Below are 26,109 nucleotides of genomic sequence, written 5' to 3' on the forward strand. Positions count from 1 at the left end.
GCCCGCCGTCCGCCGGTCAGCCGGCGCCGCCGTGGCGTGCGGCGGCGCGCCCCATCCTGCGCACCGCCTCCGTGAGCACCTCGGCCGACGTCCCGAAGTTCAGCCGGGCGTGCCCCTCCCCTCCCGTGCCGAACGTCGGGCCGGGGTTGAGGGCGACCCGGCCCTGCTCCAGGAAGACGCTCGCCGGGTCGTCGCCGAGGCCGAGGGGACGGCAGTCGAGCCAGGCCAGGTAGGTGGCGGCGCCGGGGCGGTAGCGGACCCCGGGCAGGTGCTCGGCGAGGAGCGACGCCAGCAGGGAGCGCTGGGCGGCCAGGCCGTCGAGCAGCGCGTCCAGCCAGGGGGTGCCGTCCGTGAGGGCGGCGGTCTGGGCGATCACGCCGACGTGGTTCGGGCCGTCGGAGGCCTCCTCCGGCAGCCGCGCCAGGTCCTCGGCGGCCGCCGGGCCGGCCAGGGCCACGGCGGCCCGCAGACCGGCCAGGTTCCAGGCCTTCGAGGCGGACATCACCGACAGGCCGCGTTCGGCGCCGGGCACGCTCAGGTACGGCACGAACGGCTCGTCGCCGACGGCCAGCGGCGCGTGCGCCTCGTCGGCGACGACCCGCACCCCGTGCCGCTCGGCGAGTGCGGCGACGGTGGCCAGCTCCTCGCGGGTGTGCACGGTGCCGGTCGGGTTCTGCGGGCTGCACAGCAGGTGGGCGGCCTGCCGCCCGTCCTCCGTCACCCGCCGGTAGGTGTCCTCCAGGATCTCCGGATCCAGCCGGCCGTCCGCACCGAGCGGGGCCTCGACGACCCGGCGGTCCAGGTGCCCGACGAAGCCGTAGAAGGGCGGATAGACCGGCGGGTTGACCACCACCGCGTCCCCCGGCCTCGTGACCAGCTTGAGCAACTCGACGACGCCCGTCATGACGTCGGGCACGACGGCCGTGCGCTCCACGGCCACCCCGTCCCAGTTCCACCGTTTCGCGGCGAAGGCGGCCAGCGCCTCCGCACAGCGGGTGCCCGACGCGTACCCGGTGTCGCCGAGGGCGAGCGCGTCGGTCACGGCCCGCACCACCGGTTCGGCGAGCGGGACGTCCATCTCGGCCACCCACAGGGGCAGCACGTCGTCGGGATAGGTGCGCCACTTCGCGCTGGTGCGACGGCGCAGCTGGTCGAGGGAGAGGACCTGGAGCGGATTCGGTTCACCGGACGGTTCGTGCGGGATCCTGGTCATGGAGCACACGATAGGGGGCCGAGGAGTGGGCGACGACGACGCGGACACGACAGGCGGCGCCGAGACCGGCCCCGCGCTGGAGGTGGCCTGCGACGAATCGGGGTCGGACGGCGAGAACCTGACCGGCGGGAACACCGACGTGTTCGCCCACGCCGGGGTGCACGTCCCGGTGGCCGCGGCGGCCCTGGCCCTGGACGAGGTCCGCGACCGCATCCGCTCCCCCGCCGAGGAGTACAAGGCCAACCACCTGCTGCGGGAGAAGCACCGGCGGGTGCTGGAGTGGCTGCTCGCCCCCGGCGGGCCGATCCACGGCCGGGCCGGGGTGCATCTGACGGAGAAGGCGTACTTCGTGGTGGACCGGGTCACCGGCCTGCTGCTGGGCGACCCGCTGGCGGCCGCCGCGCTGTACCGCACCGGACGCCGCGACCTCGGGGACGAGGGGTGGCTCGCGTTCCTCGCGGCGGCCAACCGGCTGCTGCGCGCCCGCGACGACGGTGGCCCGCTGGCGCCCGCCGTGCACTTCCGCACCACGCTCGACGCCCTGCGCGCGGCCCGCCCCGGTACGCCGGCGGCCGGCCTCCTGGACCGGCTGGCGGAGCAGCGGGACCGGGCCGAGGCGTACCGGGCGGGGCTGTCCGGCGGTGCGAACGGGCACATCCCGGTACTGGAGCCGCTGCTTCCGGCCATCGTCTCGACGGCCGCGCACTGGAGCGCGGGCGGGCGGGCGGTGCGGCTCGTGCACGACCGGCAGAACATCCTGACGCCGGAGCACATCGCGTGGGTCGAGGAGTCGGCCCGCCGGGCGGGCATCCGCCTGAGCGGTCTGGAGCTGGTGGTCGCGCGGTCGGACGCCCGGGTCCAGCTGGCCGACTTCCTCGCCGGGACGGCCCGGCGGATCGCCTCCGACGAGCTGAACGGCCGCGGCGATCCGGCCCTCACCGCGCTGCTGCGCCCGTACGTCGTCGCGACGTCGGTGTGGGGCGACGCCCGGAGCCGGCGCGCCCTCGCCCCGGACGCCGGCCCGGCGGTCCACGTGGCCGGTTGACGTCCCTCCGGGACGGACCTCCCCTCCACCGGTGAACACCCGGGCGCCCGGCGCCGTATGGAGAGGGGGCACTCCACTCGGCGGAGGCCCCCGCGGTGCGCGCGCACCGCGTTGTTCTGGTTCGGGAGCCATGCATGAGGCACGCACGACGACGGGTCGTCCGGCGAGTGACACGGCTGGCGGCCGTCGGCGGACTCCTCCTGGGGGGCACGATGGTGACGCGCGCCGTCGCGAGTGAACCCCCGGTTCCGGAGGCGGTCCCGTACGCCGCCGCCGAGCAGGAGGCGGGCCCGGGAGCGGAGTTGGTGTCGCGGCTCGGGGCGTCCCGCACGGGCGGCAGCTGGATCGCCGACGACGGCGGCACGGTGGTCGCGGTGACCGACGAGGAGGCCGCGGACGAGGTGCGCCGGGCCGGTGCCGAGCCCCGGATGGTGCGGCACAGCCTGAAGGACCTCAAGGCGGCCACCTCCACCCTGCGGGAGGCCCCGAGGGTGCCGGGCACGGCGTGGGCGCTGGACTACCGGTCGAACGAGGTGGTGGTCCGGGGCGACCGCACGGTGTCCGCCGACGACTGGTCCGAACTGACCGGCGTGGCCGAGGACATCGGCGGATTCGTCCGCATGGAGCGCACGGAGGGGACGTTCACGCTCCGCCTCAACGGGGCGGAGCCCATCCTGTCGACCGCGGGCCGCTGTTCGGCGGGCTTCAACGTGACCGACGGCAGCCGGGAGTTCATCCTGACGGCCGGGCACTGCGGGCCGGACGGCTCGGTGTGGTTCGCCGACGGCGGGGGCCGGGAGCAGGTGGGCACCACGGTCGGCGGCAGCTTCCCCGGCGACGACTACTCGCTGATCGAGTACGACAGCGGCAAGGCGGGCCCGGGCGCCGGGGTGGTGGCGGTCGGGGACGGCAAGGGCATCCGGATCACCGGGGTGGGCGAGGCCGCCGTCGGTCAGCGGGTGTTCCGCAGCGGCTCCACGACCGGACTGCGCGACGGGGAGGTCACCGCGCTCGGCGCGACGGTCAACTACCCGGAGGGCACGGTCAGCGGCCTGATCGAGACCAACGTGTGCGCCGAGCCGGGCGACAGCGGCGGCCCGATGTTCTCGGAGGGCGTCGCGCTGGGCGTCACCTCGGGCGGCAGCGGCGACTGCCGGGCCGGCGGCACGACGTACTTCCAGCCCCTGACGAAGGCGCTGACGCAGCTGAAGGTGAAGCTCATCGTGTCGGGGCAGGACGGAGACGGCACCGCGACGGCCGCTCCGGCCCCGTCGGCGAGCGAGGCCGCCGACGCGGTCGGCGGCACGTCACCGGGGACGGGCACGGGCATCCCGGACGCGTCGACGCTGCTGTCGCGGCTCACCGACCCGCGGAACGTCGGGCCGGGCATGCTGATCATGGGGGGCAGTCTGGTGGCGCTGGTGGCGACCCGCTGGATCCGGGCCGAGCAGGACCGCAAGGCCTACCGGCGGCACTACTCGGCCACCTGGGGCTGACCGGCCCCGGAACGCCGGAAGGGCACCCGCGCAGGGCGGGTGCCCGGTGGATGACGTGCGCCGCCGAGGTCCGCGGGGGTCAGGCCGCTTCGGCCGATTGCGGGAGGGCCGCGGCCCATTCCAGGACCAGGCGCTGGTACTGCTCGCGCTGCTCGACGCTCAGTGTCCCGCCCGACCGGAGCCACAGGGCCCGGATCTCCTCGTTGACCTCGGCAGCCGATCGCTCGGAGGCTTCAACACTGGTGGACATGCTGTGAAGCATACGGCGACCGAAGTGAAGGCGCTGTGAGTAATCGCACGCGCATCGGACATTTCAGACGTGTCGCTGATCACGTCCATCTGCCGCCGAACGTGGGCGAGTTCACACCCCGGCACGGGCCGGGTGCCCGGCCGTGTCAGGTGCCCGGCTTGCGGCCGTACACGTAGACGTCGTCGTTCTTCTTCAGCAGCGACCAGTACTTCTTGGCGTCCTTCTTCGTCATGTTGACGCAGCCGTGCGAGCCGGGCGGGTTCCACATGCTGACGCCCGCCGAGTGGAAGGCCTGCCCGCCGTCGAAGAACTGGCTGTAGGGCATCGGCACGTCGTAGATCGTCGAGACGTGGTCGATGTTGCGCCAGTAGATCTTCTTCAGGCCGGTGCGCGTCTCGTGCCCGTTGCGCCCGGTGCGCACCGGCACGGGGCCGTAGGTGAGCTTCTTGCCGTCCTGGATCCAGCTGATCTGCAGCGTGAGGTTCACGCAGGCGATCCGGCCCTTGTTCACCGGGCACTTGCCGGCCTGGTTGGGGTTCTTGCCGACGGCCTTCTGCTTCTGCATCAGGTTCATCACGCCCCAGGTGACGGGGCCCGCGTAGCCGATGTTCGGCGAGATGCCGTGCTTGGTCTGGAAGGCGCGGATCGCCTTGCAGTCCGCGGCGGACTGCTTTCCGTCGGCCGGTCGGCCGAGGAACTTCTCCACCTTCTTCTGGTACGGCCCCGCCTTGGTGGTGCAGCTCGCGGCGTGCGCCGGGGCGGTGCCGGCGGCGAGTGCGAGCGGGGTCACCAGCGCGGTGATCCCGAGGGCGACGGCGCCCCGTCTGCGAATGTCCCCCATGGTCCGTCATGCCTTTCCGGGAAGCGGTCGTGGTCCGTGCTGTCCGTGCTGTACGTCACCTAGACATCCGCCCGGCGGGTTCGGTTGTGGCCGCGGGCCGGTCGCGACCGAACGGTGACAAAGGCCGCGGCCGGGCGGCGTAAAACGGGCCACCCGCCGCGCGGTGGACCGGGACCCGGCCGGGGGGCCGGAGCCTAGGCTTCGGTCATGGACCGTGCACTCGCCGGTGATCTCGCCCGGCTCCCCCAGCTCCTGCAGAGCGCCCGCGACTTCGCCGTCCGGGAGGTGGGCGGACTGTCCGAGCGGCCCGTGGCCCGCCTCGACGCGGCGCCGGCCCCACGGAAGCTGCCCCCGCACGGGGTCGGCACCGACGGCGCGCTGGCCCGGTTCGCCGAACGGTGGGCGCCGGGCTTCTCCGGCTCGGCGGGCCCCCGCTACCTCGGCTTCGTGACCGGCGGGGCGACGCCCGCCGCGCTCACCGGCGACTGGCTGACCGGGGCCTACGACCAGAACGCCAACGCCGCCGTGGGGTCCTGGGCGGCCGCCCTGGAGCGGGAGACGGTGGGCTGGCTGCGGGAGCTGTTCGGGCTGGGCGAGGAGCACCACGGGGCGTTCGTCTCCGGCGCGACGATGTCCAACACGGTGGGGCTGGCCGTCGCCCGTGAATGGCTGGGGGAACGGCTCGGGGTGGACGTGGCGGACGACGGGGTGGCCGCGCTGGGCCCGGTCGAGGTGCTGTCGGGCAGCCCGCACTCCACGATCGGCAAGGCGCTGTCCGTCCTCGGTGTCGGCCGGGGCGCGGTGCGGCAGGTGCCGGTCCTGCCGGGCAACCGCGAGGCGGTGGACGTGGCCGCGCTGGACACCGCGCTCGCCGAGCGGGCGGGGCGGCCGGTGATCGTGGTGGCGAACGCGGGGACGGTGAACACCGTGGACTTCGACGACCTGCGGGCCGTGGCCGCGCTGCGCGAGAGGCACGACTTCTGGCTGCACGTGGACGCCGCCTTCGGCGGCTTCGCCGCCCTCTCCCCCGCCCACGCGTCCCTGGTCGACGGCCTGGACGCGGCCGACTCGGTCTGCGTGGACCTGCACAAGTGGCTGAACGTGCCCTACGACTCCGCCGTGCAGTTCACCCGGCGCCGGGACCTGCAGACGGCCGTGTTCCACAACGCCGCCGCCTACCTGGGCCCGCCCGGCGGTGAACCGGACTTCCTGCACCTCACCCCGGAGACCTCGCGCCGCCTGCGGGCGCTGCCGGCGTGGTTCTCGCTCATGGCCTACGGCCGGGCCGGGCACCGCGAGATCGTCGAACGCAACGTGGCGTCGGCGCGCCTGCTCGGTGAGCACGTCGAGCGCATCCCGGGGCTCCGGCTGCTGGCCCCGGTCCGGCTCAACGTGGTGTGCTTCACGCTCCTTGACGACCCGAGCGCGGAACGGGTCGCCGCGCTGGACCGCGCGGTGGCGGCCGGCGGCGAGGCGTTCCTCACGCCGACGGTGTACGGCGGGGTGCCGGCGCTGCGGGCCGCGTTCAGCAACTGGCGGACGCAGCCGGCGGACGTGGAGCGGGTGGCCGGCGCCCTGTCGGCGGCCCTCGCCGGCTGACCGCCGGGCCGGTCGCGGTCGGGTCAGTCCTCCGGCGGGCCGGACAGGGCGTGCAGGAAGCCGGAGTTGACCGCGGTGATGCCGCCGTCGACGACCAGGGTGTGGCCGGTGATCCAGGCGGCGTCGCGGGAGGCGAGGAAGGCCACGGCGGCGGCGATGTCCTCGGGCTCGCCCACCCGGCGCAGAGGGTAGACGCGGCGCATGGCCTCCAGGTCGTCGTCCCGGCCCTCCCAGGCCCGGGTGCGGACGGTGCCCGGCGCCACCAGGTTGACCCGCACCCCGCGGGGCCCGGCGTGGCCGGCGAGGGTCCGGGTGAGGGACATCAGCCCGGCCTTGGCGGCGCTGTAGGCGTGGTTGCCGAAGTGCTGGAGGCCGTTGACCGAGCCGATGCTCACCACGGCGCCCCGGCCGGAGGCGGCGAGGTGCGGCAGGGCGGCGCGGCAGCAGCGGTAGGCGCCGACGAGGGTGACGTCGAGGTCGGCGGCCCAGTCCTCGTCCTCCCCGTCCTCGAAGCGGGCCCCGTCCGGGGTGCAGTGGGCCGCGTTGTTGACCAGGACGTCGAGCGAGCCGAAGGCGTCGACGGCGCGTGCGACGGCGGCCTCCACCGAGGCCCGGTCGGCCACGTCGCAGCCCACGCCCTCGGCGGTGCCACCCTGTTCGCGCAGGGCGGCGGCATGCCGTTCGGCCTCGGCCGCGTCCCGGTCGGCCACCAGGACCCGGGCGCCCTCCCGCGCCAGCCGCTGGGCGGTGGCGGCGCCGATGCCGCGCGCCCCGCCGGTGACCAGAACCCCGTACCCGTCGAAACGTCCGCTGTCCGTCGTCATGGGGTGACGGTACTGGCCGGACGATCACCGCGGCAGGGGGCGGCGGCGATCAGCGGTATCCGGTCACGTCGGCGGGCAGGTCCCGGTCCTGGACCTCGACGAGGTAGCGCCAGGCGTCGGGCCGGCTGCCGTCGAGGTCGGTGAAGCCGTACGCGCGGGCGAGGCCGCCGCTGGAGAGGGACGTGCCGTTGAACCGGGCCACGTCCGGGTCGGCGGCGAGCGCGGTGACGGCGCGGCCGACGTAGCGGGGCGTCTCGGAGATGGCGAAGTGCGGGACGCGGTCGAGGGCGTCGCGCCAGTTGTCCTCGCGCACTCCGTAGTGCTCGAGCATGATCTCGGAGCGCAGCCAGCCGGGCGTGAGGGCGACGGCGGTGGCGCCGCGCGGGCCCAGCTCGTGGCCGAGGGCGAAGGCCATGCGCAGGACGGAGGACTTGGCGAGGTCGTAGAAGAAGGACACGCGGTAGGTGTCGCGGTTGTAGTCGGCGGTGCCGTCGGTGACCTCGACGACGAGTCCGCCGGGGTGGCGCAGCAGCAGGGGCAGCGCGTGGTGGCTGGTGATGGCGTGGGTGTCGACGGCGAGCCGGAGCAGTCGCAGCCCCTTGTCGAGGTCGTGCTCCCAGACGGGCACGTCCCACCCGAACAGGTGCTCGCCGCCCCAGATGTCGTTGACGAGGACGTCGAGCCGGCCCTGTTCGTCGTCGATGCGCTCGACCAGCGCGCGCACCTGCGCGGGATCGAGGTGGTCGGTGGGCACCGCGATGCCGGTGCCGCCGGCCTCGGTGACGAGGTCGGCGGTGTCCTCGATGGTCTCGGGGCGGTCGTACTCGGAGCGGCGGTCGCGGGTGGTGCGGCCGGTCACGTAGACGGTCGCGCCGGCGGCGCCCAGTTCCACGGCGATGCCGCGTCCGGCGCCCCGGGTCGCCCCTGCCACCAGTGCGACCCTGTCCTTGAGCTGCTCCGACATGTCCGGCCTCCTGTCACCGCGCTGTGCTGTCCCTTCACAGGGTGGCGGGTAAGCCGGACATCTTCTGTCGCCTTTTCCGGGGAGTCGCCCGGCCGGACGCACCGGCCGGCCGGGCGGCGGCCGCCCGCGGCTCAGTGGCCGCGGGCGATCCACTCCTCGAGGTGCGGGGCCTCCGCGCCGATGGTGGTGCTGTCGCCGTGGCCGGTGCGGACCTCGGTCTCGGGCGGGAGGGTGAGCAGCCGGTCCCGGATCGAGTCGATGATCGTCGGGAAGTGGGAGTACGAGCGGCCGGTGGCGCCGGGCCCGCCCTGGAACAGGGTGTCCCCGGTGAAGACGGTGCCCAGGCCCTGGTCGTAGAGGCAGACCGCGCCCGGCGCGTGCCCGGGGGTGTGCAGCACCGTGAGGTCGCAGCCGGCCGCCTCGATCACCTGGCCGTCGACCAGCCAGTGGTCGGGGTCGCGGTCCGGGTGGGTCTGCTTCCACAGCGGCAGGTCGTCGCGGTGCAGCCAGATGGCGGCGCCGGTGCGCTCGGCGAGCGCGGGCGCGGCGTTGACGTGGTCGTTGTGGGCGTGGGTGCACACGATCGCGGTGAGCCGGCGGTCGCCGACGGCCTCGGCGATGGCGTCGGCGTCGTGGGCGGCGTCGATGACGATCACCTCGTGGTCGTCGCCGACGATCCACACGTTGTTGTCCACGTCCCAGGTGCCGCCGTCGAGGCTGAACTGGCCGGACGTGACGAGTCGTTCGATGCGGGCGGCCATCACAGCACCACCACCGAACGCAGCACGTCGCCGCGGTGCATCCGCTCGAACGCCTTCTCCACCTCGTCCAGTCCGATCGTCTCGGTCACGAACGCCTCCAGGTCAAGCCGTCCCTGCAGATGCAGGTCGACGAGCATCGGGAAGTCCCGGGACGGCAGGCAGTCGCCGTACCACGAGGACTTCAGTGCGCCGCCGCGGCCGAACACGTCGAGCAGCGGCAGTTCCAGCTTCATGTCGGGGGTGGGCACGCCCACCAGCACCACCGTGCCGGCCAGGTCACGGGCGTAGAACGCCTGCCGGTAGGTCTCGGGGCGGCCGACGGCCTCGATGACGACGTCGGCGCCGAAGCCGCCGGTGAGCTCCCGGATCGCCTCCACGGGGTCGGTCTGCCGGGAGTTGACGGTGTGCGTGGCGCCCATGGAACGGGCGGTCTCCAGCTTCCGGTCGTCGATGTCGACGGCGATGATCTTCGCGGCGCCCGCCAGCCGGGAACCCGCGATCGCCGCGTCGCCGACGCCGCCGCAGCCGATGACGGCGACGGAGTCGCCGCGGCCGACCTCGCCGGTGTTGATCGCGGCACCGATGCCGGCCATCACCCCGCAGCCCAGCAGCCCGGCGACGGCCGGGGAGACGGCCGGGTCGACCTTGGTGCACTGCCCGGCGGCGACCAGCGTCTTCTCGGCGAAGGCGCCGATGCCCAGGGCCGGGGACAGTTCGGTGCCGTCGGTCAGGGTCATCTTCTGCCGCGCGTTGTGCGTGTCGAAGCAGTACCAGGGGCGTCCGCGCAGACAGGCCCGGCACGCGCCGCACACCGCACGCCAGTTGAGGACGACGAAGTCACCGGGTGCGACGTCGGTGACGCCGTCGCCCACCGACTCCACCACGCCGGCCGCCTCGTGGCCGAGCAGGAACGGGAAGTCGTCGTTGATGCCGCCCTGCTTGTAGTGCAGGTCGGTGTGGCACACACCGCAGGCCTGGACCTTGACGACCGCCTCGCCCGGCCCCGGGTCGGGTACGACGATCGTCTCGACGCGTACCGGCTCGTCCTTGCCCGGCGCGATCACGCCGCGCACTTCCTGCGCCATGCTGACTCCTTCGTCCGCTGCCGTCACCTTCTCCTCCGACCCTACGACGAAACCGCCGGTGACCGGCCGTGCCGGGCAGGTGGCGGCCCCGGTCGCCGGGAAACCCGCGGGCCCCCGCGGCGGGCCGCCGACGTAGCCTGTGGGCCGAGCTGCGCGCCGAAGGGACATCGTGAGCCTGACCGAGACGGAGAGCGGCCCGCCTGCCCGGCGGCTGCTGCTGGAGTACGTGCGACCGCACCGGTGGGCCCTGCTGGGCGGTGCCGTGCTGTCGCTGCTGACCGGGGCGACGGGCCTGATGCTGCCGCTGGTGGCCCGGGACCTGATCGGCGATCTGGCGGACGACCGGGCCATCACCGGGGCGGTGCTGCTGATGTCGGCGCTCGTCGTCGCCAACGCGGTGCTCGGCGCGGTGGGTTCGTACGTGCTGCGGCGCACCGCGGAGTCGGTGGTCCTCGGGGCGCGGCGTTCGCTGTCGTCGTACCTGCTGCGGCTGCGCGTCCCGGCCGTCGACCGCAGCGAGGCCGGCGACCTGATGGCGCGGATCACCTCCGACACCACGCTGCTGCGCGAGGTCACCACCGATTCGCTGGTCGGAGTCGGCACCGGTGGGCTCACCCTGGTCGCGACCGTGGTGCTGATGGGCTTCGTGGACCCGGTCCTGCTGGCCGTGACGCTGGCGGTGATCGCGGGCGCCGGCACGGTCCTCGGCCTGATCGTGCCGCGCATCAGCCGGGCCAGCCGGCAGGCGCAGGACGCGGTCGGGGTGATGGGCGCGTCGCTGGAGCGGGTGCTGGGCGCGCTGCGCACGGTCAAGGCGTCGGGTGCGGAGCCGCGGGAGGAGCGGGTGCTGCACGAGGCGGCGCAGGAGTCGTGGCGGCAGAGCGTGCGGGCGGCCAAGTGGTCGGCGGCGGCGGGCAACACGGCGGGACTGTCGATGCAGATCGCCTTCATCACGGTGCTCGCGGTGGGCGGTGCGCGGGTCGCGACGGGCGCCATCGACATCGGCACCCTGGTGGCGTTCCTGCTGTTCGTGTTCTACCTGATGGCGCCCGTCTCCCAGCTCGTCGGCGCCGTCACCCGGTACCAGACGGGCAGTGCGGCCCTGTCCCGCATCCAGGAGGCGCTGCGCCTGCCCGCCGAACCGGCGGCCCGCCCGGCCCCGTTGCCCGAGCCGGGCACCGCGCCCGCCGCGCTCGCCTTCCGCGACGTCCGCTTCCGCTACGCCGACGACCTGCCGTTCGTCCACCACGGGGTGACGTTCACGGTGCCCGCACAGGGCATGACGGCGTTCGTCGGACCGTCCGGCGCGGGCAAGACGACCGTGTTCTCGCTGATCGAGCGGTTCTACGAGCCGCACTCCGGCACGATCACGCTGGACGGGCGGGACCTGGCCGACTGGGAGCTGCCCCGGTTGCGGGCGTCCATCGGCTACGTGGAGCAGGACGCGCCGGTGCTGTCCGGCTCGCTGCGGGACAACCTGCTGCTGGGCAACCCGGAGGCGGACGACGCCACGCTCGCGCGGGTGCTGAAGACGACCCGGCTGGACGGTCTGGTGGACCGGCTGCCCGACGGCCTGGACACCTTGGTCGGGCATCGCGGCACCAAGCTGTCCGGCGGTGAGCGGCAGCGGGTCGCCATCGCCCGCGCCCTCCTGCGCCGCCCGCGGCTGCTGCTGCTCGACGAGGCGACCTCGCAGCTCGACGCGGTGAACGAGGCGGCGCTGCGCGACACCGTCGCCGATGTGGCGCGGACGACGACGGTGCTGGTGGTGGCGCACCGGCTGTCGACGGTGACGGCGGCCGACCGGATCGTGGTGATGGACGCCGGCCGGGTCCGCGCCGTCGGCACGCACCGCGAGCTGGTGACCGGCGATCCGCTGTACGCGGAGCTCGCGGCGACGCAGTTCCTGGCGACGGCCGAGTGACGGCGGGGCGGTCCCCGGCGCGGACGGACGCGGGGGCCGCCCCTTTCCGGCACGGCCCCTCGCGGGCGGGACGCGGCCCGTCAGGTCTGGACGGCGGGGATCGCGCCGAAGACCGGGGCGGCCAGGCCGGTGAGCTGGTTCAGCTGATTCAGGTCATTGAGCCGGTTGAGGCCGGTCAGCTGCGAGGAGGGCAGCAGCATGTCGTCCTTGTGCTCGACGGGGATCTCGCTGACCACCAGCGAGTCGAGGGTGCTGACCGGGTTGAGCGGGCCGGCCGCCGGGAGGTCGGCGGCGCTCGCCATCGGCGCGGCGAGGCCGGTGACCGAGGCGGCGAGACCGACGGCGGCGACGAGACGTCGTGTGGAGATCATGCCCTCAGCAACGCGCGCGGGACCGTCCGGGTCACGGTGCGGACGCCCCGGCTCACCCGTCGGGCGGAGCGCGCGGAGCGCGCTTGCCGTGGCCGCCGATGCGGAGGAGTCTCGTAGGTGAGGCGTCTCGTGGCCCGCACCGGGCCGGGCCGCGGCCCCTCAAGGAGGTCATCATGACTACCTCGGCAGGACCCGCCTTCGACAACGACACCCTGCGCCGGGGCATCGAGGCGGACAACGCGGAAGTGCTGCTGTCGCTCTACGCGGACGACGCCGAACTGCGCATCGTCGACCACACCGCACAGCCCAGCCACCCGAAGGTGCTGCGCGGCCGGGACGAGATCGCGGCGATGCTCGACGACGTGTACAGCCGGGACATGACGCACAAGCTGGAGCAGTGCGTGGTCCAGGGGGATCACGCCGCCTACAGCGAGAGCTGCCGCTACCCGGACGGGGTGCGGGTGCTCTCGGAGTCGATGCTGTCGCTGCGGGACGGCAGGATCACCGGGCAGACGCTGATCCAGGCCTGGGACGAGTAGGGCGTGCGGTCCCGCGGCGGGCGGCGGCGCCGGGAGGTGCGGGCCGCGTCCCGCCGCGGGCCGGGTGATCAGGTCGCCGGGGCGGCCCAGCCGGCGGGGCGCAGGACGGCCAGGAGCTGACGGACGAGTTCGTCCACCACCTCCTCGCGGGTGGCGTCGACCCAGCCCGCACTCCAGTCGTGGAGCAGGCCGTTGACGCTGCCGATGAACGCCGTGGCGGGCAGGCGGTAGTCGCGCGGTGCGGCTTCCCCGCGGGCCGCGGCGGCGTCGGCCTCGGCGCGGATGAGGTCGATCCAGCGGGCGCGGCGGGCGAGGCGCTGGCGTTCCAGGCGCGGGCTGACGCCGACGATCTCGACGAAGGTGATGCGGATCCGGCGGGGGTCGCCGGTGACGTGGGCGGCGTAGGCGTGGAAGATCGCGGTGGCCCGCTCCGGGAGCGGCAGCCCGGTGGCGGCGGCCGCGGCGGCCAGCACCGCCTCCTCGGTCCGGTCGTTGACCGCCAGGTGGAGCGCGGCCAGGACGTCCTCCAGGGTGCGGAACTCCTCGTAGAACTGCCGGGTGGACAGTCCCGCGGCCTCACTGAGGGCGGCGACCGTGGTGGCGCGGTAGCCGGGGCCGGCACCGAACAGCTGGAGCGCGGCGTCGAGGAACCTGCGGCGGCGTTCCGCCCTGCGTTCCTCGGCGGACTTGCCGGCGTAGCGCCCGCTCCGCGTCCTGGTCCCGTCCGGCACCGGCCCTCCCCTCCTCCTGCGATCTCCAAGTTTGTCGTGTACGCGGTCTTGTGGAGAAGGCCCCCCGTCCCTACTTTTCAGTAAGTTGATTCTGAAAGCACTGCTGTTCAGATCTCCGGCCTCCTCTTTGGCATGCCCGCGTCACCATCCCGAGTGCCGCCACGCCCCGCACCCGTCCCCGTCCCCGTCCCGGAGGGATCCGTCATGCCGGTCCGCAGAACCAGGCACCTGAGACACCTGTGCTCCGTCGCCGCCGCCCTCGCCCTCACCGCCGCAATGCCCGCGACCACCGCCACCGCCGCCGAGGGCGGCCCCGGCGGCTCGTCCGCCGCGCGGCGGGTGATGTTCGTCGGCAACAACTGGGACGGCACCGCCGACGTCATCGCGTCCGGCGGCGACTTCGCGAAGATCGGCCGGATCGACGTCGTCCCCGACCGCAAGGAGCGGATGGCACAGATCAACGCCGACCCGATCCGCTGGATCTACTTCATGGCCATCCGCAACGGCGTCGGCGAGGGACACGACCAGCTGGTCGACGACATGTACTCCACCCCGGACGGCCGCTCGGTGGTGGTCTCCCGGCCCAGCTTCGCCGACGTCGTCTCCCTGGACCTCGCCACCGGCCGGATCAACTGGCGCTTCCCGGTGTCGGGTTACCGCTCCGACCACATGGCCGTCTCTCCCGACGGCACCCGGGTCGCGGTCTCCGCCTCCACGTCCAACACGGTGCACGTGCTGGACATCGCCACCGGCCGGCAGGTCGGTTCCTTCCGGACCGGCGACAAGCCGCACGAGAACATCTTCAGCTCCGACGGCCGGTACATCTGGAACATGTCCATCGGCGAGGTCAACACCGCGCTCGACGCCCCCTGGCTGGACTGGACGAAGGGCGACCGGCGGATCACCGTCGCCGACGCCACCACCTTCGAGCAGGTGAGGGTCGTCGACATGCGGGACCGGCTCGACGCCGCCGGGCTCAGGGAGCACTCCGACGCCGTCCGCCCGGCCGTCTTCTCCCCCGACGAGTCCACGCTGTACTTCCAGGTGTCGTTCTTCCACGGCTTCTTCGAGTACGACGTCGCCACCGACCGCATCACCCGCACCAAGACCCTGCCGAAGAACCCGGCCACCAGCACCGACCGCACCACCTGGGTCAACGACTCCCGTCACCACGGCATCACCATGAAGCCCGACGGCAGCAAGCTGTGCGTGGCGGGCACCATGGACGACTACGCCACGGTCGTCGACCGCGCCACCCTGCGGGAGGGCCCCCTCGTCCCCGTGTCCAAGCCGTACTGGGCGACCGTCAGCGGCGACGGGCAGTCCTGCGTGGTGTCCGAGAGCGGTGCCGACCGGGTCACGGCCATCGACTTCGCCACCGGCGAGAAGACCGTCTCGGTGCCCGTCGGCGACCATCCGCAGCGGGTCCGTCTCGGCACGGTCCCGGCCGGCTGGACCGGTCCGTCGGGCGGCTGAGAAAAAAGGTGTGTGAGTGTGCCGGGGAGGGGTAGTCGCCCCGGTATCACCTCCGAGCGTCGGAAGGAGGTCCGTGAGAGCGCAACTACTCGCAGCGCCCGGGCCGCTTCCACCGACACGAAGCGGCCCGGCCCGCCGGCCGGGCCCCCGGCAAGGCCCTCAGCGCCGGGGTGGCAGCCGGTGGAGTTCCACCGATTCCAGCACGCCCGCGGTGACCGTGGCGGTCATGTAGGTGCAGTACGGCTGGCGGCGACGGTCCGTCGGTGAGCCCGGATTGAGCAGACGCAGACCCGTGGCGGCCGTGGTGTCCCACGGGATGTGACTGTGCCCGAACACCAGCACGTCGAGGTCGGGGAACCGGGCGGCGCAGCGGCTCTCCCGCCCCTGCGCGGGTCCGGTCTCGTGGACGACTCCGAGGCGCAGGCCCTCCAGCTCGGCGTACGCCACCTCCGGCAGCCGTGACCGCAGGCCGGGGCCGTCGTTGTTGCCGTAGACGGCGAGGAGCCGGCGGCTGCGGTCTTCCAGCACGTCGAGCGTGGCCTCGTCGACCCAGTCCCCGGCGTGCACGACGACGTCGGCACGCGGCAGTTCACCGAGCAGCCGGGCGGGCAGCGCCTTCGCGCGTCTGGGCACATGGGTGTCGGACATCAGCAGCAGTCGCACGGGAGGCAACCTATCCGCACCACACGCCGCGACGGGGCACCGCACGCCGTGGCGCGGCCCCAAGTCGCCTGCCGCACGGGCCGGTCGGCGGGGACGCGCCGGTGTCGATCGCGGGGCCGGGCGGGCGGCGGTGGGAGGATGGAAGGGCGGTGTCCAGAAGGCTGTGCCCGGGCAGCGCACCCCATGTCCGCCCGTTCGACGGCACCTCACCCGAAGGGCCCCACATCGCGATGCCGGTCAAGGTCAGCGTCATCGTTCCCGTGTACAACCCGGGAAACTACATCGAGGACTGCATCTCCTCGCTCCAGCGGCAGTCACTGCCCCACGACGAGTACGAGGCGATCTTCGTCGACGACGGGTCCACGGACGGGACACCGGACCGCCTCGACCGGCTGGCCGCCGAGGACCCGCGGATGCGGGTGATCCACCAGGAGAACTCCGGCTGGTCGGGCAAGCCGCGCAACGTCGGCATCGCCGCCGCGCGCGGCGAGTTCGTGATGTTCGTCGACAACGACGACTACCTGGGCGACGAGGCCCTGGAGCGGATGTACGCGTACGGCGTCGCCCACGGCGCGGACGTCGTCGTCGGCAAGATGGCCGGCAAGAACCGCGGGGTGCCGGTGGAGCTGTTCCGCCGCAACCACCCCCGGGCCACCGTCGAGAACGCCCCGCTGATCGACAGTCTCACCCCGCACAAGATGTTCCGCCGGGAGTTCCTCGACCGGACCGGCCTGCGCTTCCCGGAGGGGCGGCGGCGGCTGGAGGACCACGTCTTCGTCACCGAGGCGTACCTCCGCGCGGACAACGTGTCGGTGCTCAGTGACTACGTGTGCTACTACCACATCCGGCGGGACGACGCCTCCAACGCCGGTTTCCAGCGCTTCGACCCGGTGGGCTACTTCAAGAACCTCCGTGAGGCGCTGGACGTGGTGGAGCGGTACACCGAGCCGGGCCCCCTCCGGGACCGGCTGTTCCGCCGCTGGCTGCGGGTGGAGATGGTGGAGCGGCTGCGCGCCCGGCGCGTGCTGGCACTGCCCGACGACTACCGCCGGGAGCTGTTCGCGGAGATCCACAAGGTGGTCGTCGAACGCTTCGGCCCCGGGGTCGCGGCCGGACTGCAGCCGACGCAGCAGGTCGTGGCCGCGTTCACCGCGGCCGACCGGTACGACGACATGGTGGCCTTCGCCGAGTGGGAGGCCGGGGTGGCCCCGGTCGCGACGCCCGTCGCGGTGGAGTGGCGGGACGGTGCGCTGCACGTCGGCTTCACCGCCGAGTACACCTCGGGCGGGCGGCCCCTGACGTTCCCCGCCGACGCCGCGCGCACACCGCTCACCGACACGCCGAAGAACGTGGAGGAGGCGACGGCCTGGGTGACCGCTGAGACCGCGGCCCGCGCCGGGCAGGCCACCGCGGACCTGCTGCTGCGGGAGCGGTCCACCTCCGCCCAGTACTTCCAGCCCGTGGACTTCACCCGGGAGACGGTCGCCGCCGACGACGGCGAGCGGGTCCGGCTGGTGCTCCGGGCGAGCGCGGCCGTCGACCCCGGCACCCTGCCCCACGACGGCCTCTGGGACGCCGTGGCCCGGGTCAGGCTGGGCGGCTGGACCAAGGAGTGCCGCCTGGGCCCCGCACCGCGCGCCACCCGGCCGGAGCCCGACGCCGGCGTCACGGCCGGCGGCCGCGCGGTGCTGCCGTACTGGACGGAGCCGCAGGGCCACCTCGCGCTGATCACGGGCGTGAAGGGACGCCGCCTCGGCCTGGACCGGGTGCGGCGGCCGGACGTGTCCTTCTCCGGAGCCCGGCTGCGGGCCCGGCTGCCGCTGCACGCCCGGCACGGCACGCCCGTCCGGATCCGGTTCACCGCGTCGGGGCGGACGCTGCACGCGGCCGGGACGCTGAACACCGCCCCCGGCGACACGGGTTCGTGGCTGGAGTCGACCCTGCCGGCCGGACTGCCGCGCGGCACCTGGCGGGTCGCCCTCTGCCCGGCCCCGGACGCCGCCGAGCCACGCTTCACCCCCCTGCCGTTCGCCCTGCGCGCCCGCGGCGGCAGGACGCTGGTGGTGCCGGTTCCGCGCCCCGGCGCGGCACGGAGACTTGCGGGACGGGCCCGGCGGGTGCTCGGTTCGGTCCGCGGGCGAGTAGCACCGATGATCAAGGGAAGGCGGTGACGGGGTGCGCGCGCTGGACATCGAGGGCGCCTGGGTGCTGGAACCCAAGGTGTTCCCCGACGAGCGGGGCAGCTTCCACGAGTGGTACCGGGGCGAGGAGTTCCGTGAGGCGACCGGCTACGACCTGACCCTCGCGCAGGCCAACTGCTCCGTCTCGCGGCGGGGCGTGGTGCGCGGGGTGCACTTCTCGGACGTGCCGCCCGGCCAGGCCAAGTACGTGACCTGTGTGCGGGGCGCGGTCCTGGACGTGGTGGTCGACCTGCGGGTCGGCTCCCCCGGCTACGGACGCTGGGAGGCCGTACGGCTCGACGACGACACGCGGCACGCGGTGTTCCTCGGCGAGGGGCTGGGGCACGCCTTCATGGCGCTGACCGACGACGCGACCGTGGTGTACCTGTGCTCGACGGGCTACGCGCCCGGGCGGGAGCACGGGGTGCACCCGCTGGACCCGGCCCTCGGCATCGCCTGGCCGGAGGGCATCGACCCGGTGCTGTCCGCGAAGGACGGTCAGGCGCCGACGCTGGCCGAGGCGGAGCGCCTCGGCCTGCTGCCGTCCTACGCGGCCTGCCGCGCACGCTCCGAGGAGCTGCGCGGCAGGGGGCTCAGCGGCTGACGCCGACCTGTTCCAGGGCGCGGCGCAGGGGCTCCCAGCCCATGCGCCGCGACAGGCCCCGGTTGCGGGCCTGGACGAGCGCACGCCAGAACCCGGCCTCGAGCAGCGCCTCGGGCGGCACGGCCCCGGCCCGCTCCAGGATGGCCTCCGGGACTTTCTGGGGGTCGGGCACCTTGTACTCGGCCATGAGCTCGTCGTACTTGTCGTGCAGCACCGTGTTGCCGGGGTCGGCGCCGAAGACGACGAGCTGTCCGGTGGGCTGGGTGTCGACGAGGATCGTCATCAGGTCGGGGCGGTGCCGCGCGAGCACCTCGGTGATCTTGTAGACGTCACCGGTCCAGGCGCCGGTGTGCCGGTCCCGGGCCGCCTCGTCCACGGTGCGCGGCAGCATGTCGTCGAAGACGATGACGCTGGACCAGTCGGAGTGCTTCTCGACGTTCATGAAGTCGCGCAGCGCGTACTCGAACAGGTGCATGCCGTCGATGAAGGACAGGTCGAGCGTGGTGCGGCGCCAGTGCCCGAGGGGGCTGCGGCCGCGGCGCAGGTTGCGCAGCGGGTGACGGCCGCCCTTGAGGTGGGCCAGCGGATTGTCGCGGGCGAAGAAGTCGTCACTGGTGGCCTTCACCAGGTGGACGTCGCACTTGATCTCCGAGACCACCTTGAAGGCGGGGTCGATCGCGATGCTGGGGACGCGGGACAGGCGCAGGCTGCGCCCGTCGTTGACCCCGATCTCCAGGTAGTTGCGGTTGGCGCTGACCTTGTGCAGTTCCCGCAGGAACTCATGGCGTTTCACGAAGGGGACTCTCCTTGCGGATGCGGGGCAGTGCTTCGTGCAGGGCGGAACGCCAGTCGCGGGGCTCCGGCAGGCCGATGTCCTGCCAGCGGCCGTGTGCGAGGGCGCTGTAGGCGGGGCGCGGTGCGGGCCGGGGGAAGGCCGCGCCGGTGGTGGGCCGGACCCGTGCGGGGTCGGCGCCGATGAGCCGGAACACCTCCCGGGCCAGCTCGTACCAGGTGGCCTCGCCGGAGTTGGTGGCGTGGAAGACGCCGTGCGTGCCGTCGCCGACGCGGGGGCCGAGGTCGGCGATGCGTTCGGCGACGTCCGCGCTCCAGGTGGGCTGTCCCCGCTGGTCGTCGACGACGTCGACGGTGGGGCGGCCGGCCTCGAGACCGATCATCGTCCGCACGAAGTTGGTGCCGTGGACCCCGTACAGCCAGGCGGTGCGCACCACGGCGCTCGCGTCGGGCAGTTCCTCCAGCACGGCCCGCTCGCCGGCCAGTTTGGAGCGGCCGTAGGCGGTGCGCGGGCCGGTGGGGTGGTCCTCGGGGTAGGGGGTGGTGCGGGCGTCGCCGGAGAAGACGTAGTCGGTGGAGACGTGGATCAGGCGGGCGCCGTGGGCGGCGCAGGCGCGGGCGAGCTGCCGTGGGCCGTCGCCGTTGACGCGGGTGGCGGCGGCCTCGTCGGTCTCGGCGGCGTCGACGGCGGTGTAGGCGGCGCAGTTGACGACGAGGGAGGGGCGGTGGACGGCCAGGGCCCGGTCGACGGCGTCGGCGGAGGTGATGTCGAGGGCGGCCCGGTCGAGGCCGGTGACCTGCTCGCCGCGCCGGGTGAGGGCGTCGACGACGTCCCGGCCGAGCATGCCGGCGGCCCCGGTGACCAGCCAGCTCACGACCGGCCTCCGGTGACGCGCTGCTTCAGCGGTTCCCACCAGGCACGGTTGTCCCGGTACCAGGCGACGGTCTCGGCGAGGCCGGTGGTGAAGTCGTGGCGGGGCCGGTAGCCGAGTTCGTCGCGGGCCTTGCTCCAGTCCACCGAGTAGCGCAGGTCGTGGCCCTTGCGGTCCTCGACGTACTCCACGCTGTCCCAGCCGGCGCCGCAGGCGTCGAGGAGGAGGCCGGTGAGCTCCTTGTTGGTGAGTTCGGTGCCGCCGCCGATGTTGTAGACCTCGCCGGGCCGGCCCTGGGTGCGGACGAGTTCCACGCCGGCGCAGTGGTCGTCGACGTACAGCCAGTCGCGGACGTTGAGCCCCTCGCCGTAGAGGGGGACCTTCTTCCCGTCGAGGAGGTTGGTGACGAAGAGCGGGATGACCTTCTCGGGGAACTGGTGCGGCCCGTAGTTGTTGGAGCAGCGGGTGACGCGGACGTCCAGGCCGTGGGTGCGGTGGTAGGCGAGGGCGAGCAGGTCGGAGGACGCCTTGGAGGCGGAGTACGGGGAGCTGGGCTCCAGCGGGTACTCCTCAGTGGCCGAGCCGGAGGCGATCGAGCCGTAGACCTCGTCGGTGGACACGTGCACGAAGGTGCCGACGCCGTGGCGCAGGGCGGCGTCGAGCAGGACCTGGGTGCCGACCACGTTGGTGAGGACGAAGTCGGAGGCGGTGAGGATGGAGCGGTCGACGTGGGACTCGGCGGCGAAGTGGACCACGTGGTCGGCCTCGGCGGTCAGCTTGCCCACCAGTTCGGCGTCCCGGATGTCGCCCTGCACGAACTCCAGGCGCGGGTGGTCGAGTTCGAGGTTGTCGAGGGTGCCGGCGTAGGTGAGGGCGTCCAGCACGGTGATCCGCGGCGCGTCGGGCGCGTCGGCCGCGAGCAGGGAGCGGACGTAGCGGGAGCCGATGAAGCCGGCGGCGCCGGTGACGAGGAGGTTCATGTGTGGATCTGCACCTTGCTGTGGTCTCCGAGGACGAGTCGGTGGGCGCTGGGGACGCTGGGTGCCGGGGTCACCTCGACGTGCCGGCCGATCAGCGAGGCCTCGATACGGCTCACGCCGTCGATGGAGGAGTCCCGCAGCACGATGGAGAACTCGACCTCGCTGTCGGTGATCCGGCAGTTCTCGGCGACGGAGGTGAAGGGGCCGATGTAGGAATGTGTGACGACCGTGCCGGCGGCGATCACGGCGGGGCCGACGATGCGTGAGCCGACGATCCGCGCCCCCTCCTCCACGACCACCCGGCCGATGGCCTCCGAGTCGTCGTCGATGTCGCCGTCGATGCGGCGGTCGAGCCCTTCGAGGACCGAGCGGTTGACCTCCAGCATGTCGACGACGTTGCCGGTGTCCTTCCAGTAGCCGTGGATGACCGTACAGCGCACGTCGGCGCGCGCGTCGATCAAATGCTGGATGGCGTGGGTGATTTCGAGTTCGCCCCGCCAGGAGGGGCGGATGGCGCGCACCGCGTCGTGGATCGCGGGGGTGAAGAGGTAGACGCCCACCAGCGCGAGGTCGCTCTTGGGGTCGTCGGGCTTCTCCTCCAGGCCGATCACCTGCCCGGACGCGTCGAGTTCGGCCACGCCGAAGGAGCGGGGGTCGGCGACGCGGGTGAGCAGGATCTGCGCGTCGGGCCGGTGACGGCGGAACTCGTCGACGAGACCGGTGATGCCGCCGACGATGAAGTTGTCGCCGAGGTACATCACGAAGTCGTCGTCGCCGAGCCAGTCACGGGCGATCAGCACGGCGTGAGCCAGCCCGAGGGGCTGTTCCTGGGGAATGTAGGTGACCTTGAGACCGAACGCCGATCCGTCGCCGACCGCTTCCTCGATCTCCGCGGCCGTGTCACCGACGATCATCCCGACGTCCGTGATACCCGCGTCCGCGAGGGACTCCAGCCCGTAGAACAGCACGGGTTTGTTGGCGACGGGCACCAGTTGCTTGGCCGAGGTGTGGGTGATCGGCCTCAGCCGGGTTCCGGCACCGCCGGACAGCACGAGAGCCTTCATTCGGCTCACCATAGTGGTCTCGAGGCTCCACGGGCGTCATGTGTTGTGCTCGTTCATGACGACTTTCGGCGAGAGTTCCGGTCAAGCCCCTCGATTCCCGCTTCGTCCCCGGCGGACCGTCAGTCCTCGCCCCGCACGATGTTCGTCTCGACGCCCGTCCCCGGCGTGGCGGGCTCGGCACGGTCGGCCAGGGCCGGCAGGCAGGTCCGCAGGGGCGGCTCGCTCCGCAGTCGCCGGGCCCTCGCCCAGCCGGTCTCCGACCGGGTGGCACGCTCTGTCTCCTGGATCTGCGTGGTCACGACGCATCATCTTCCTTCTGGGTTCCGCTGGGGCCCCGGGTCCCCGGCCGTCCGGCGGGCAAACCCGCCGGCCGCGTCACGGGCCCCGGGGAGCCCCCGTGCGCCCGTCCCTCGCGGGCAACACGGCGCGGTCTGCGGGCAGTTCCCGATCCGTACATCCGTCCGGACGGTGGTCATGTCCCGGGGCGCGCGGCGCTGATCCCGCCGAGGGCGGAATCCGGGTCACGCTCGATCGCGACGTCACCCAAAGAGATGACCCCGACGAGGTGCGCGCCGTCGACGACCGGCATCCGGCGCACCGCGTGCTCGCGCATCAGGTGTACGGCGCGGTCCAGCTCGTCGTCCGGGCCGACGGTCACCGGGTCGTCGCTGCACGCCCCGGCCACGGTGGTCTGCTCCGGGTCGGTGCCGCGGGCGAGCGCGCGCACCACGAGGTCGCGGTCGGTGACCACGCCGCGCAGCCGGTCGCCGTCCGTCACCAGGACGGACCCGAGGTCGCGGTCGCGCATCACGCGGGCCACCTCGGCGACGGAGGTGTGCGGCCCCACGGTCACCGGGACGGAGGTCATGATGTCGCGGACGTACTGGGCCATGGCGGGGTCCTCCCTGGGCTGGTCCCTGGACTCGGCTGCGCGCGTGCCGTGCGCCCGGCCCGGGTACCCGGTGCGTTCGCGCGTGCCGTGCGCCCGGCCCGGGTACCCGGTGCGGCCGGTCGGTCACCGGTGCGTGACCGCGGCACGCGGTGCCGGCCCCGGCCTCCCCCGCTGCGGGGCTCCGTCCTCCCCGCCGCCCCGGACTCCGGCCGTTCACCCGCTCCGTCGCCCGGCTGCTCACTCGCTTCGGGGCCCGGTTGCTCACTCGCTTCGGGGCCCGGTGGCTCACTCGCTTCGGGGCCCGGTGGCTCACTCGCTCCGGGGCCCGGTTGCTCCCTCCTCCAGGGCGAACTCCGCCCACACCTGCTTGCCTCCGCTGACCGGGAGCGTCCCCCAGGAGTCCGACACGGCCTCCACCAGGAGGATGCCCCGGCCGCCGGTGGCCTCCCAGCCGATGCTGGTGGGCTTGACCGGGCTGCGGGGCGAGGAGTCGGCGACGGCGAGGCGCAGCCGGTTGTGGACGAGGGTGAGGTCCAGGCGCACCTGGCCCTCGGTGTGCACGAGCGCGTTGGTGACCAGCTCGGACACGGCCAGCAGCACGGCGTCGAGGGCGGCGGTCACGCCCCAGGACCGCACGGTGCGCCGGGTGAAGCGCCGGGCGTGTCCGACGGCCTGCGGCACCCGCCACACCGTCCAGGTCTCGCGGAGCGGACGCAGCGCCATCCCGTCGTAGCGCACCAGCAGCAGGGCGATGTCGTCGCTGCGCGGGGCCCGGGCGAGGAGGGTGTCGGCGATGCCGCCGAGCTCCTCCGGGTCGGCGTCGGACAAGTGTGCGGCGAGTTCCCGCATGCCCACGTCGATGTCGGAATCGGGGGTCTCGACCAGGCCGTCCGTGGTCAGGGCGATCAGCGTGCCTGGCTGGAGCCGGAGCGGGCTCATCGGGAAGTCGGTCCGGCTCACCACGCCCAGCGGCGGACCGCCCTCGGCCTCCACGATCTCGGTGCGCCCGTCCGGCTGCCTCAGGACCGGGGGGAGGTGCCCCGCGCGGACGCACCAGGCCGAGCCCTCCTCCATGTCGATGTCGACATAGCAACACGTGGCGAAGAGGTCGGTCTCCATGTCCATGAGCAGCCGGTTGGCGTGGGAGACCACGACGTCCGGGGGGTGCCCCTCCACGGCGTAGGCGCGCAGGGCGGTCCGCATCTGGCCCATGAGGGTGGCCGCGGCGGCGCTGTGGCCCTGGACGTCGCCGATGACGAGGGCCACGTGGTTGTCGGGCAGCGGGATGACGTCGTACCAGTCGCCGCCCAGTTCCAGGCCCGCCGTGCTGGGCAGGTAGCGGGCCACGGCGACGGCGCCGGGCAGCCGCGGGAGACGGCGCGGCAGCAGCTGGCGCTGGAGCATGCCGACCAGTTCGTGTTCGGCGTCGAAGGCGCGGGCCCGCATCAGGGCCTGCCCGGCGAGACCGGCGGCGGCGGTGAGCAGGGCGCGTTCGTCGGTGCCGAACTCGTGCGGGGTGTCCCAGCCGATGAGGCAGGCCCCCGCCATGCGGTTCCCGGCGGGCAGCGGCAGCATGGCCAGGCCGCCGGGCCCGACCTCGGCGAGAGCGGCCTCCAGGGGGCTGCCCGCGGGCCAGATCCGGGCCCGGCCCTCCCGCAGGGCGGCGGCGAGGGTGGGCATGGCGCGCACCGGCGCGTCGGGCCACTCGCTGCGCCACTCGGCACGCCACAGCTCCGGCCAGGACTCGGGTTCGGGCGGGTCGAGGACGGTGACCACGAGCCGGTCGCTCTCCAGCTCGGCGAGCGCGATCCGGTCGGCCCGCAGGGGGCGGCGCAGCGCGGCGACCACGGCCTTGCCCACGTCGCGGACGGTGACCGCGGTGGCCAGCGCGGCGGCGAGCCGCTGGACGCGTGCCACGTCGGTGAGGTCGGAGCGCAGGGTGGAGGCGTCCGCCACGGAGCCCACGAGGCGGGCGGGGGTGCCCTCGCCGCCGGGCAGGAGCCGGCCGCGCAGCCGCAGCCACTTCGGCGGGCCGGTGGGCTGGAGCACGCGGAACTCCAGCTCGCGCTCGCCGATCGACATGTGGTCGGCCTCGACCACGGACATCAGGGACGGCAGGTCCTCCGGCACGGTCAGGCCGAGCAGGCTCTCCACCCGGCCGTCGAACTCGTCGGGGTCCAGGCCGAACAGTTCGAGGATGTGCTCGCCCACCCGGACGCGGCCGGAGTCCATGGCCAGGCTGAAGCCGCCCGGGGGCAGGTCGTCGCCGTCCGTGGGCACGGCGGGGGGCGGGGACGCGATGGCGTCGGCGACCAGCCGCAGGCCGGTCCGGTCGTCGTGGTCGAAGCCGTCGGGGCGTTCGCTCACCGCGAGGAGGCAGCCGGACCCCTCCCGCACGGGCAGCGCGGCCAGGAAGAAGTCGCGCGCCGGGACCCGGCGCGAGTGCGCGTGCTCGGCGAGCTCCTTCGGCCCGAGCCACACCGGCCGGCCGGTGCGCACCGCCTCGGCGGCGGGGAAGCGGCTGCCGAGGGGATAGCTGTCCCGCACGCCGTACAGGTTCCTGGGCACCCCCACCGATTCGACCAGGCAGAGCGCCTCGTCGTCGGCGCCGGGCGTGTACAGCGCGGCGAACGCGGCCCCGGCGAAGACGAGCGCCTGTTCGAGCACCCTGCGCACGCGTTCGGGGGACTCCTGGTCGGCCGCGATCGTCCGGAGAGCACTTTCCGCGCGCAGCGTCCTCGTGCTGCGTTCCGCAGCGCCGTCACCGACCACGTTCGCCATTACAGCGCGTAAACCAGCCCTGCGCAGCCCCTGCGGCCCGTTCCGGGCAGGGGGACGCGGGGAGGGCGAGGGCCGGGCGTGGCGGACACGGTGCGGAAGGGGCGACGGGTGGCCCGGGGGCCGGAGCCGGGGCCGACGCAGCGGCCGTCGCACACCCGGCCG

Annotated in this window: 25 protein-coding genes; 8 read left to right on the forward strand and 17 right to left on the reverse strand. The window is 73.7% G+C overall.

Translation table 11 applies throughout. From position 1 onward, the window contains the following. Positions 1–16: 16 nt before the first annotated feature. Positions 17–1,213, reverse strand: a complete 1,197-nt coding sequence (locus G3I53_RS27105) for an aminotransferase class I/II-fold pyridoxal phosphate-dependent enzyme (RefSeq protein ID WP_164438869.1) — start codon at positions 1,211–1,213, stop codon at positions 17–19. Between G3I53_RS27105 and G3I53_RS27110 the strand changes: the two genes are divergently transcribed. Further along, positions 1,212–2,258, forward strand: a complete 1,047-nt coding sequence (locus G3I53_RS27110) for a hypothetical protein (protein WP_239064146.1) — start codon at positions 1,212–1,214, stop codon at positions 2,256–2,258. The two genes, G3I53_RS27105 and G3I53_RS27110, sit on opposite strands and share 2 nt — an antisense overlap. 134 nt (positions 2,259–2,392) lie before the next feature. Then, entirely contained in the window at positions 2,393–3,754 is a 1,362-nt protein-coding gene (locus G3I53_RS27115; protein WP_164335241.1) for a S1 family peptidase, read from the forward strand. 79 nt (positions 3,755–3,833) lie between these two features. Here G3I53_RS27115 and G3I53_RS27120 read toward each other — a convergent pair whose 3' ends face one another. Continuing rightward, positions 3,834–4,016, reverse strand: coding sequence for a hypothetical protein (locus G3I53_RS27120; RefSeq protein ID WP_164335239.1), 183 nt, complete (start codon positions 4,014–4,016; stop codon positions 3,834–3,836). Positions 4,017–4,149: 133 nt separating this feature from the next. Then, the gene (locus G3I53_RS27125; protein WP_164335237.1) at positions 4,150–4,845 is read right to left on the reverse strand and encodes a L,D-transpeptidase family protein; all 696 of its coding nucleotides are present in this window, start codon (positions 4,843–4,845) and stop codon (positions 4,150–4,152) included. Between the two features lie 207 nt (positions 4,846–5,052). Between G3I53_RS27125 and G3I53_RS27130 the strand changes: the two genes are divergently transcribed. Then, positions 5,053–6,444, forward strand: coding sequence for an aminotransferase class I/II-fold pyridoxal phosphate-dependent enzyme (locus G3I53_RS27130; protein WP_164438870.1), 1,392 nt, complete (start codon positions 5,053–5,055; stop codon positions 6,442–6,444). 23 nt (positions 6,445–6,467) lie between these two features. On the opposite strand, the gene G3I53_RS27135 is transcribed toward G3I53_RS27130, so the two are convergent. The 4 genes from G3I53_RS27135 to G3I53_RS27150 form a co-directional block, all read right to left on the reverse strand. Continuing rightward, positions 6,468–7,268 carry an SDR family NAD(P)-dependent oxidoreductase gene (locus G3I53_RS27135; protein WP_164333408.1) on the reverse strand — a complete coding sequence of 267 codons (801 nt, stop codon included), beginning with the start codon at positions 7,266–7,268 and terminating at the stop codon, positions 6,468–6,470. Between the two features lie 49 nt (positions 7,269–7,317). Beyond that, positions 7,318–8,232: an SDR family oxidoreductase gene (locus G3I53_RS27140; protein WP_164333407.1), complete on the reverse strand. Its 915-nt coding sequence runs from the start codon at positions 8,230–8,232 to the stop codon at positions 7,318–7,320. Positions 8,233–8,363: 131 nt separating this feature from the next. After that, positions 8,364–8,993: an MBL fold metallo-hydrolase gene (locus G3I53_RS27145; RefSeq protein ID WP_164333406.1), complete on the reverse strand. Its 630-nt coding sequence runs from the start codon at positions 8,991–8,993 to the stop codon at positions 8,364–8,366. Beyond that, the gene (locus G3I53_RS27150; protein ID WP_164333405.1) at positions 8,993–10,078 is read right to left on the reverse strand and encodes an S-(hydroxymethyl)mycothiol dehydrogenase; all 1,086 of its coding nucleotides are present in this window, start codon (positions 10,076–10,078) and stop codon (positions 8,993–8,995) included. The genes G3I53_RS27145 and G3I53_RS27150 overlap by 1 nt, the downstream gene beginning before the upstream one ends. A 169-nt stretch (positions 10,079–10,247) precedes the next feature. On the opposite strand from G3I53_RS27150, the gene G3I53_RS27155 reads away from it, so the two are divergent. Continuing rightward, positions 10,248–12,002: an ABC transporter ATP-binding protein gene (locus tag G3I53_RS27155; protein ID WP_164333404.1), complete on the forward strand. Its 1,755-nt coding sequence runs from the start codon at positions 10,248–10,250 to the stop codon at positions 12,000–12,002. Positions 12,003–12,082: 80 nt separating this feature from the next. Here the strand turns inward: G3I53_RS27155 and G3I53_RS27160 are convergent, their stop codons facing one another. Next, positions 12,083–12,373 carry a hypothetical protein gene (locus G3I53_RS27160; RefSeq protein WP_164333403.1) on the reverse strand — a complete coding sequence of 97 codons (291 nt, stop codon included), beginning with the start codon at positions 12,371–12,373 and terminating at the stop codon, positions 12,083–12,085. 173 nt (positions 12,374–12,546) lie between these two features. Here G3I53_RS27160 and G3I53_RS27165 point away from each other — a divergent pair, with 173 nt between their 5' ends. Beyond that, on the forward strand, positions 12,547–12,912 hold the full coding sequence (locus G3I53_RS27165; RefSeq protein WP_164333402.1) for a nuclear transport factor 2 family protein: 366 nt from the start codon (positions 12,547–12,549) through the stop codon (positions 12,910–12,912). A 68-nt stretch (positions 12,913–12,980) separates the two neighbouring features. On the opposite strand, the gene G3I53_RS27170 is transcribed toward G3I53_RS27165, so the two are convergent. Next, the gene (locus tag G3I53_RS27170) at positions 12,981–13,643 is read right to left on the reverse strand and encodes a TetR/AcrR family transcriptional regulator (RefSeq protein WP_164438871.1); all 663 of its coding nucleotides are present in this window, start codon (positions 13,641–13,643) and stop codon (positions 12,981–12,983) included. 204 nt (positions 13,644–13,847) lie between these two features. Here G3I53_RS27170 and G3I53_RS27175 point away from each other — a divergent pair, with 204 nt between their 5' ends. Beyond that, positions 13,848–15,119, forward strand: a complete 1,272-nt coding sequence (locus G3I53_RS27175) for a PQQ-binding-like beta-propeller repeat protein (RefSeq protein ID WP_164337027.1) — start codon at positions 13,848–13,850, stop codon at positions 15,117–15,119. A gap of 159 nt (positions 15,120–15,278) precedes the next feature. Here G3I53_RS27175 and G3I53_RS27180 read toward each other — a convergent pair whose 3' ends face one another. After that, entirely contained in the window at positions 15,279–15,782 is a 504-nt protein-coding gene (locus G3I53_RS27180; RefSeq protein WP_164337029.1) for a metallophosphoesterase, read from the reverse strand. Positions 15,783–16,012: 230 nt separating this feature from the next. Here G3I53_RS27180 and G3I53_RS27185 point away from each other — a divergent pair, with 230 nt between their 5' ends. Together G3I53_RS27185 and rfbC are read left to right on the forward strand one after the other, a co-directional pair. Further along, positions 16,013–17,953: a glycosyltransferase family 2 protein gene (locus G3I53_RS27185; RefSeq protein ID WP_164438874.1), complete on the forward strand. Its 1,941-nt coding sequence runs from the start codon at positions 16,013–16,015 to the stop codon at positions 17,951–17,953. 4 nt (positions 17,954–17,957) lie between these two features. Then, a complete protein-coding gene (gene rfbC / locus G3I53_RS27190) occupies positions 17,958–18,566 on the forward strand; it encodes a dTDP-4-dehydrorhamnose 3,5-epimerase (RefSeq protein ID WP_164338413.1) in 609 nt (202 codons plus the stop codon). On the opposite strand, the gene G3I53_RS27195 is transcribed toward rfbC, so the two are convergent. From G3I53_RS27195 to G3I53_RS27225, 7 genes are all read right to left on the reverse strand, one after another. Then, a complete protein-coding gene (locus G3I53_RS27195; protein WP_164338414.1) occupies positions 18,556–19,359 on the reverse strand; it encodes a class I SAM-dependent methyltransferase in 804 nt (267 codons plus the stop codon). The genes rfbC and G3I53_RS27195 overlap by 11 nt on opposite strands. After that, positions 19,346–20,233, reverse strand: coding sequence for a dTDP-4-dehydrorhamnose reductase (gene rfbD / locus G3I53_RS27200; protein ID WP_164338415.1), 888 nt, complete (start codon positions 20,231–20,233; stop codon positions 19,346–19,348). Before rfbD ends, G3I53_RS27195 begins: the two co-directional genes overlap by 14 nt. Then, positions 20,230–21,210 (reverse strand): dTDP-glucose 4,6-dehydratase, encoded by a 981-nt coding sequence (gene rfbB, locus G3I53_RS27205; RefSeq protein WP_164338416.1) that lies wholly within the window; start codon positions 21,208–21,210, stop codon positions 20,230–20,232. Before rfbB ends, rfbD begins: the two co-directional genes overlap by 4 nt. Beyond that, complete coding sequence (locus tag G3I53_RS27210) at positions 21,207–22,274, reverse strand: glucose-1-phosphate thymidylyltransferase (protein WP_164338417.1); 1,068 nt, start codon at positions 22,272–22,274, stop codon at positions 21,207–21,209. The genes rfbB and G3I53_RS27210 overlap by 4 nt, the downstream gene beginning before the upstream one ends. A gap of 119 nt (positions 22,275–22,393) precedes the next feature. Then, positions 22,394–22,573 carry a hypothetical protein gene (locus G3I53_RS27215; protein WP_164338418.1) on the reverse strand — a complete coding sequence of 60 codons (180 nt, stop codon included), beginning with the start codon at positions 22,571–22,573 and terminating at the stop codon, positions 22,394–22,396. Positions 22,574–22,746: 173 nt separating this feature from the next. Then, positions 22,747–23,166 carry a CBS domain-containing protein gene (locus tag G3I53_RS27220; RefSeq protein ID WP_164338419.1) on the reverse strand — a complete coding sequence of 140 codons (420 nt, stop codon included), beginning with the start codon at positions 23,164–23,166 and terminating at the stop codon, positions 22,747–22,749. Positions 23,167–23,475: 309 nt separating this feature from the next. After that, complete coding sequence (locus G3I53_RS27225; RefSeq protein ID WP_164438872.1) at positions 23,476–25,947, reverse strand: SpoIIE family protein phosphatase; 2,472 nt, start codon at positions 25,945–25,947, stop codon at positions 23,476–23,478. Between the last annotated feature and the right edge of the window lie 162 nt (positions 25,948–26,109).

This window comes from Streptomyces sp. SID14436, from assembly GCF_010548465.1.
Classification (GTDB): Bacteria; Actinomycetota; Actinomycetes; order Streptomycetales; family Streptomycetaceae; genus Streptomyces.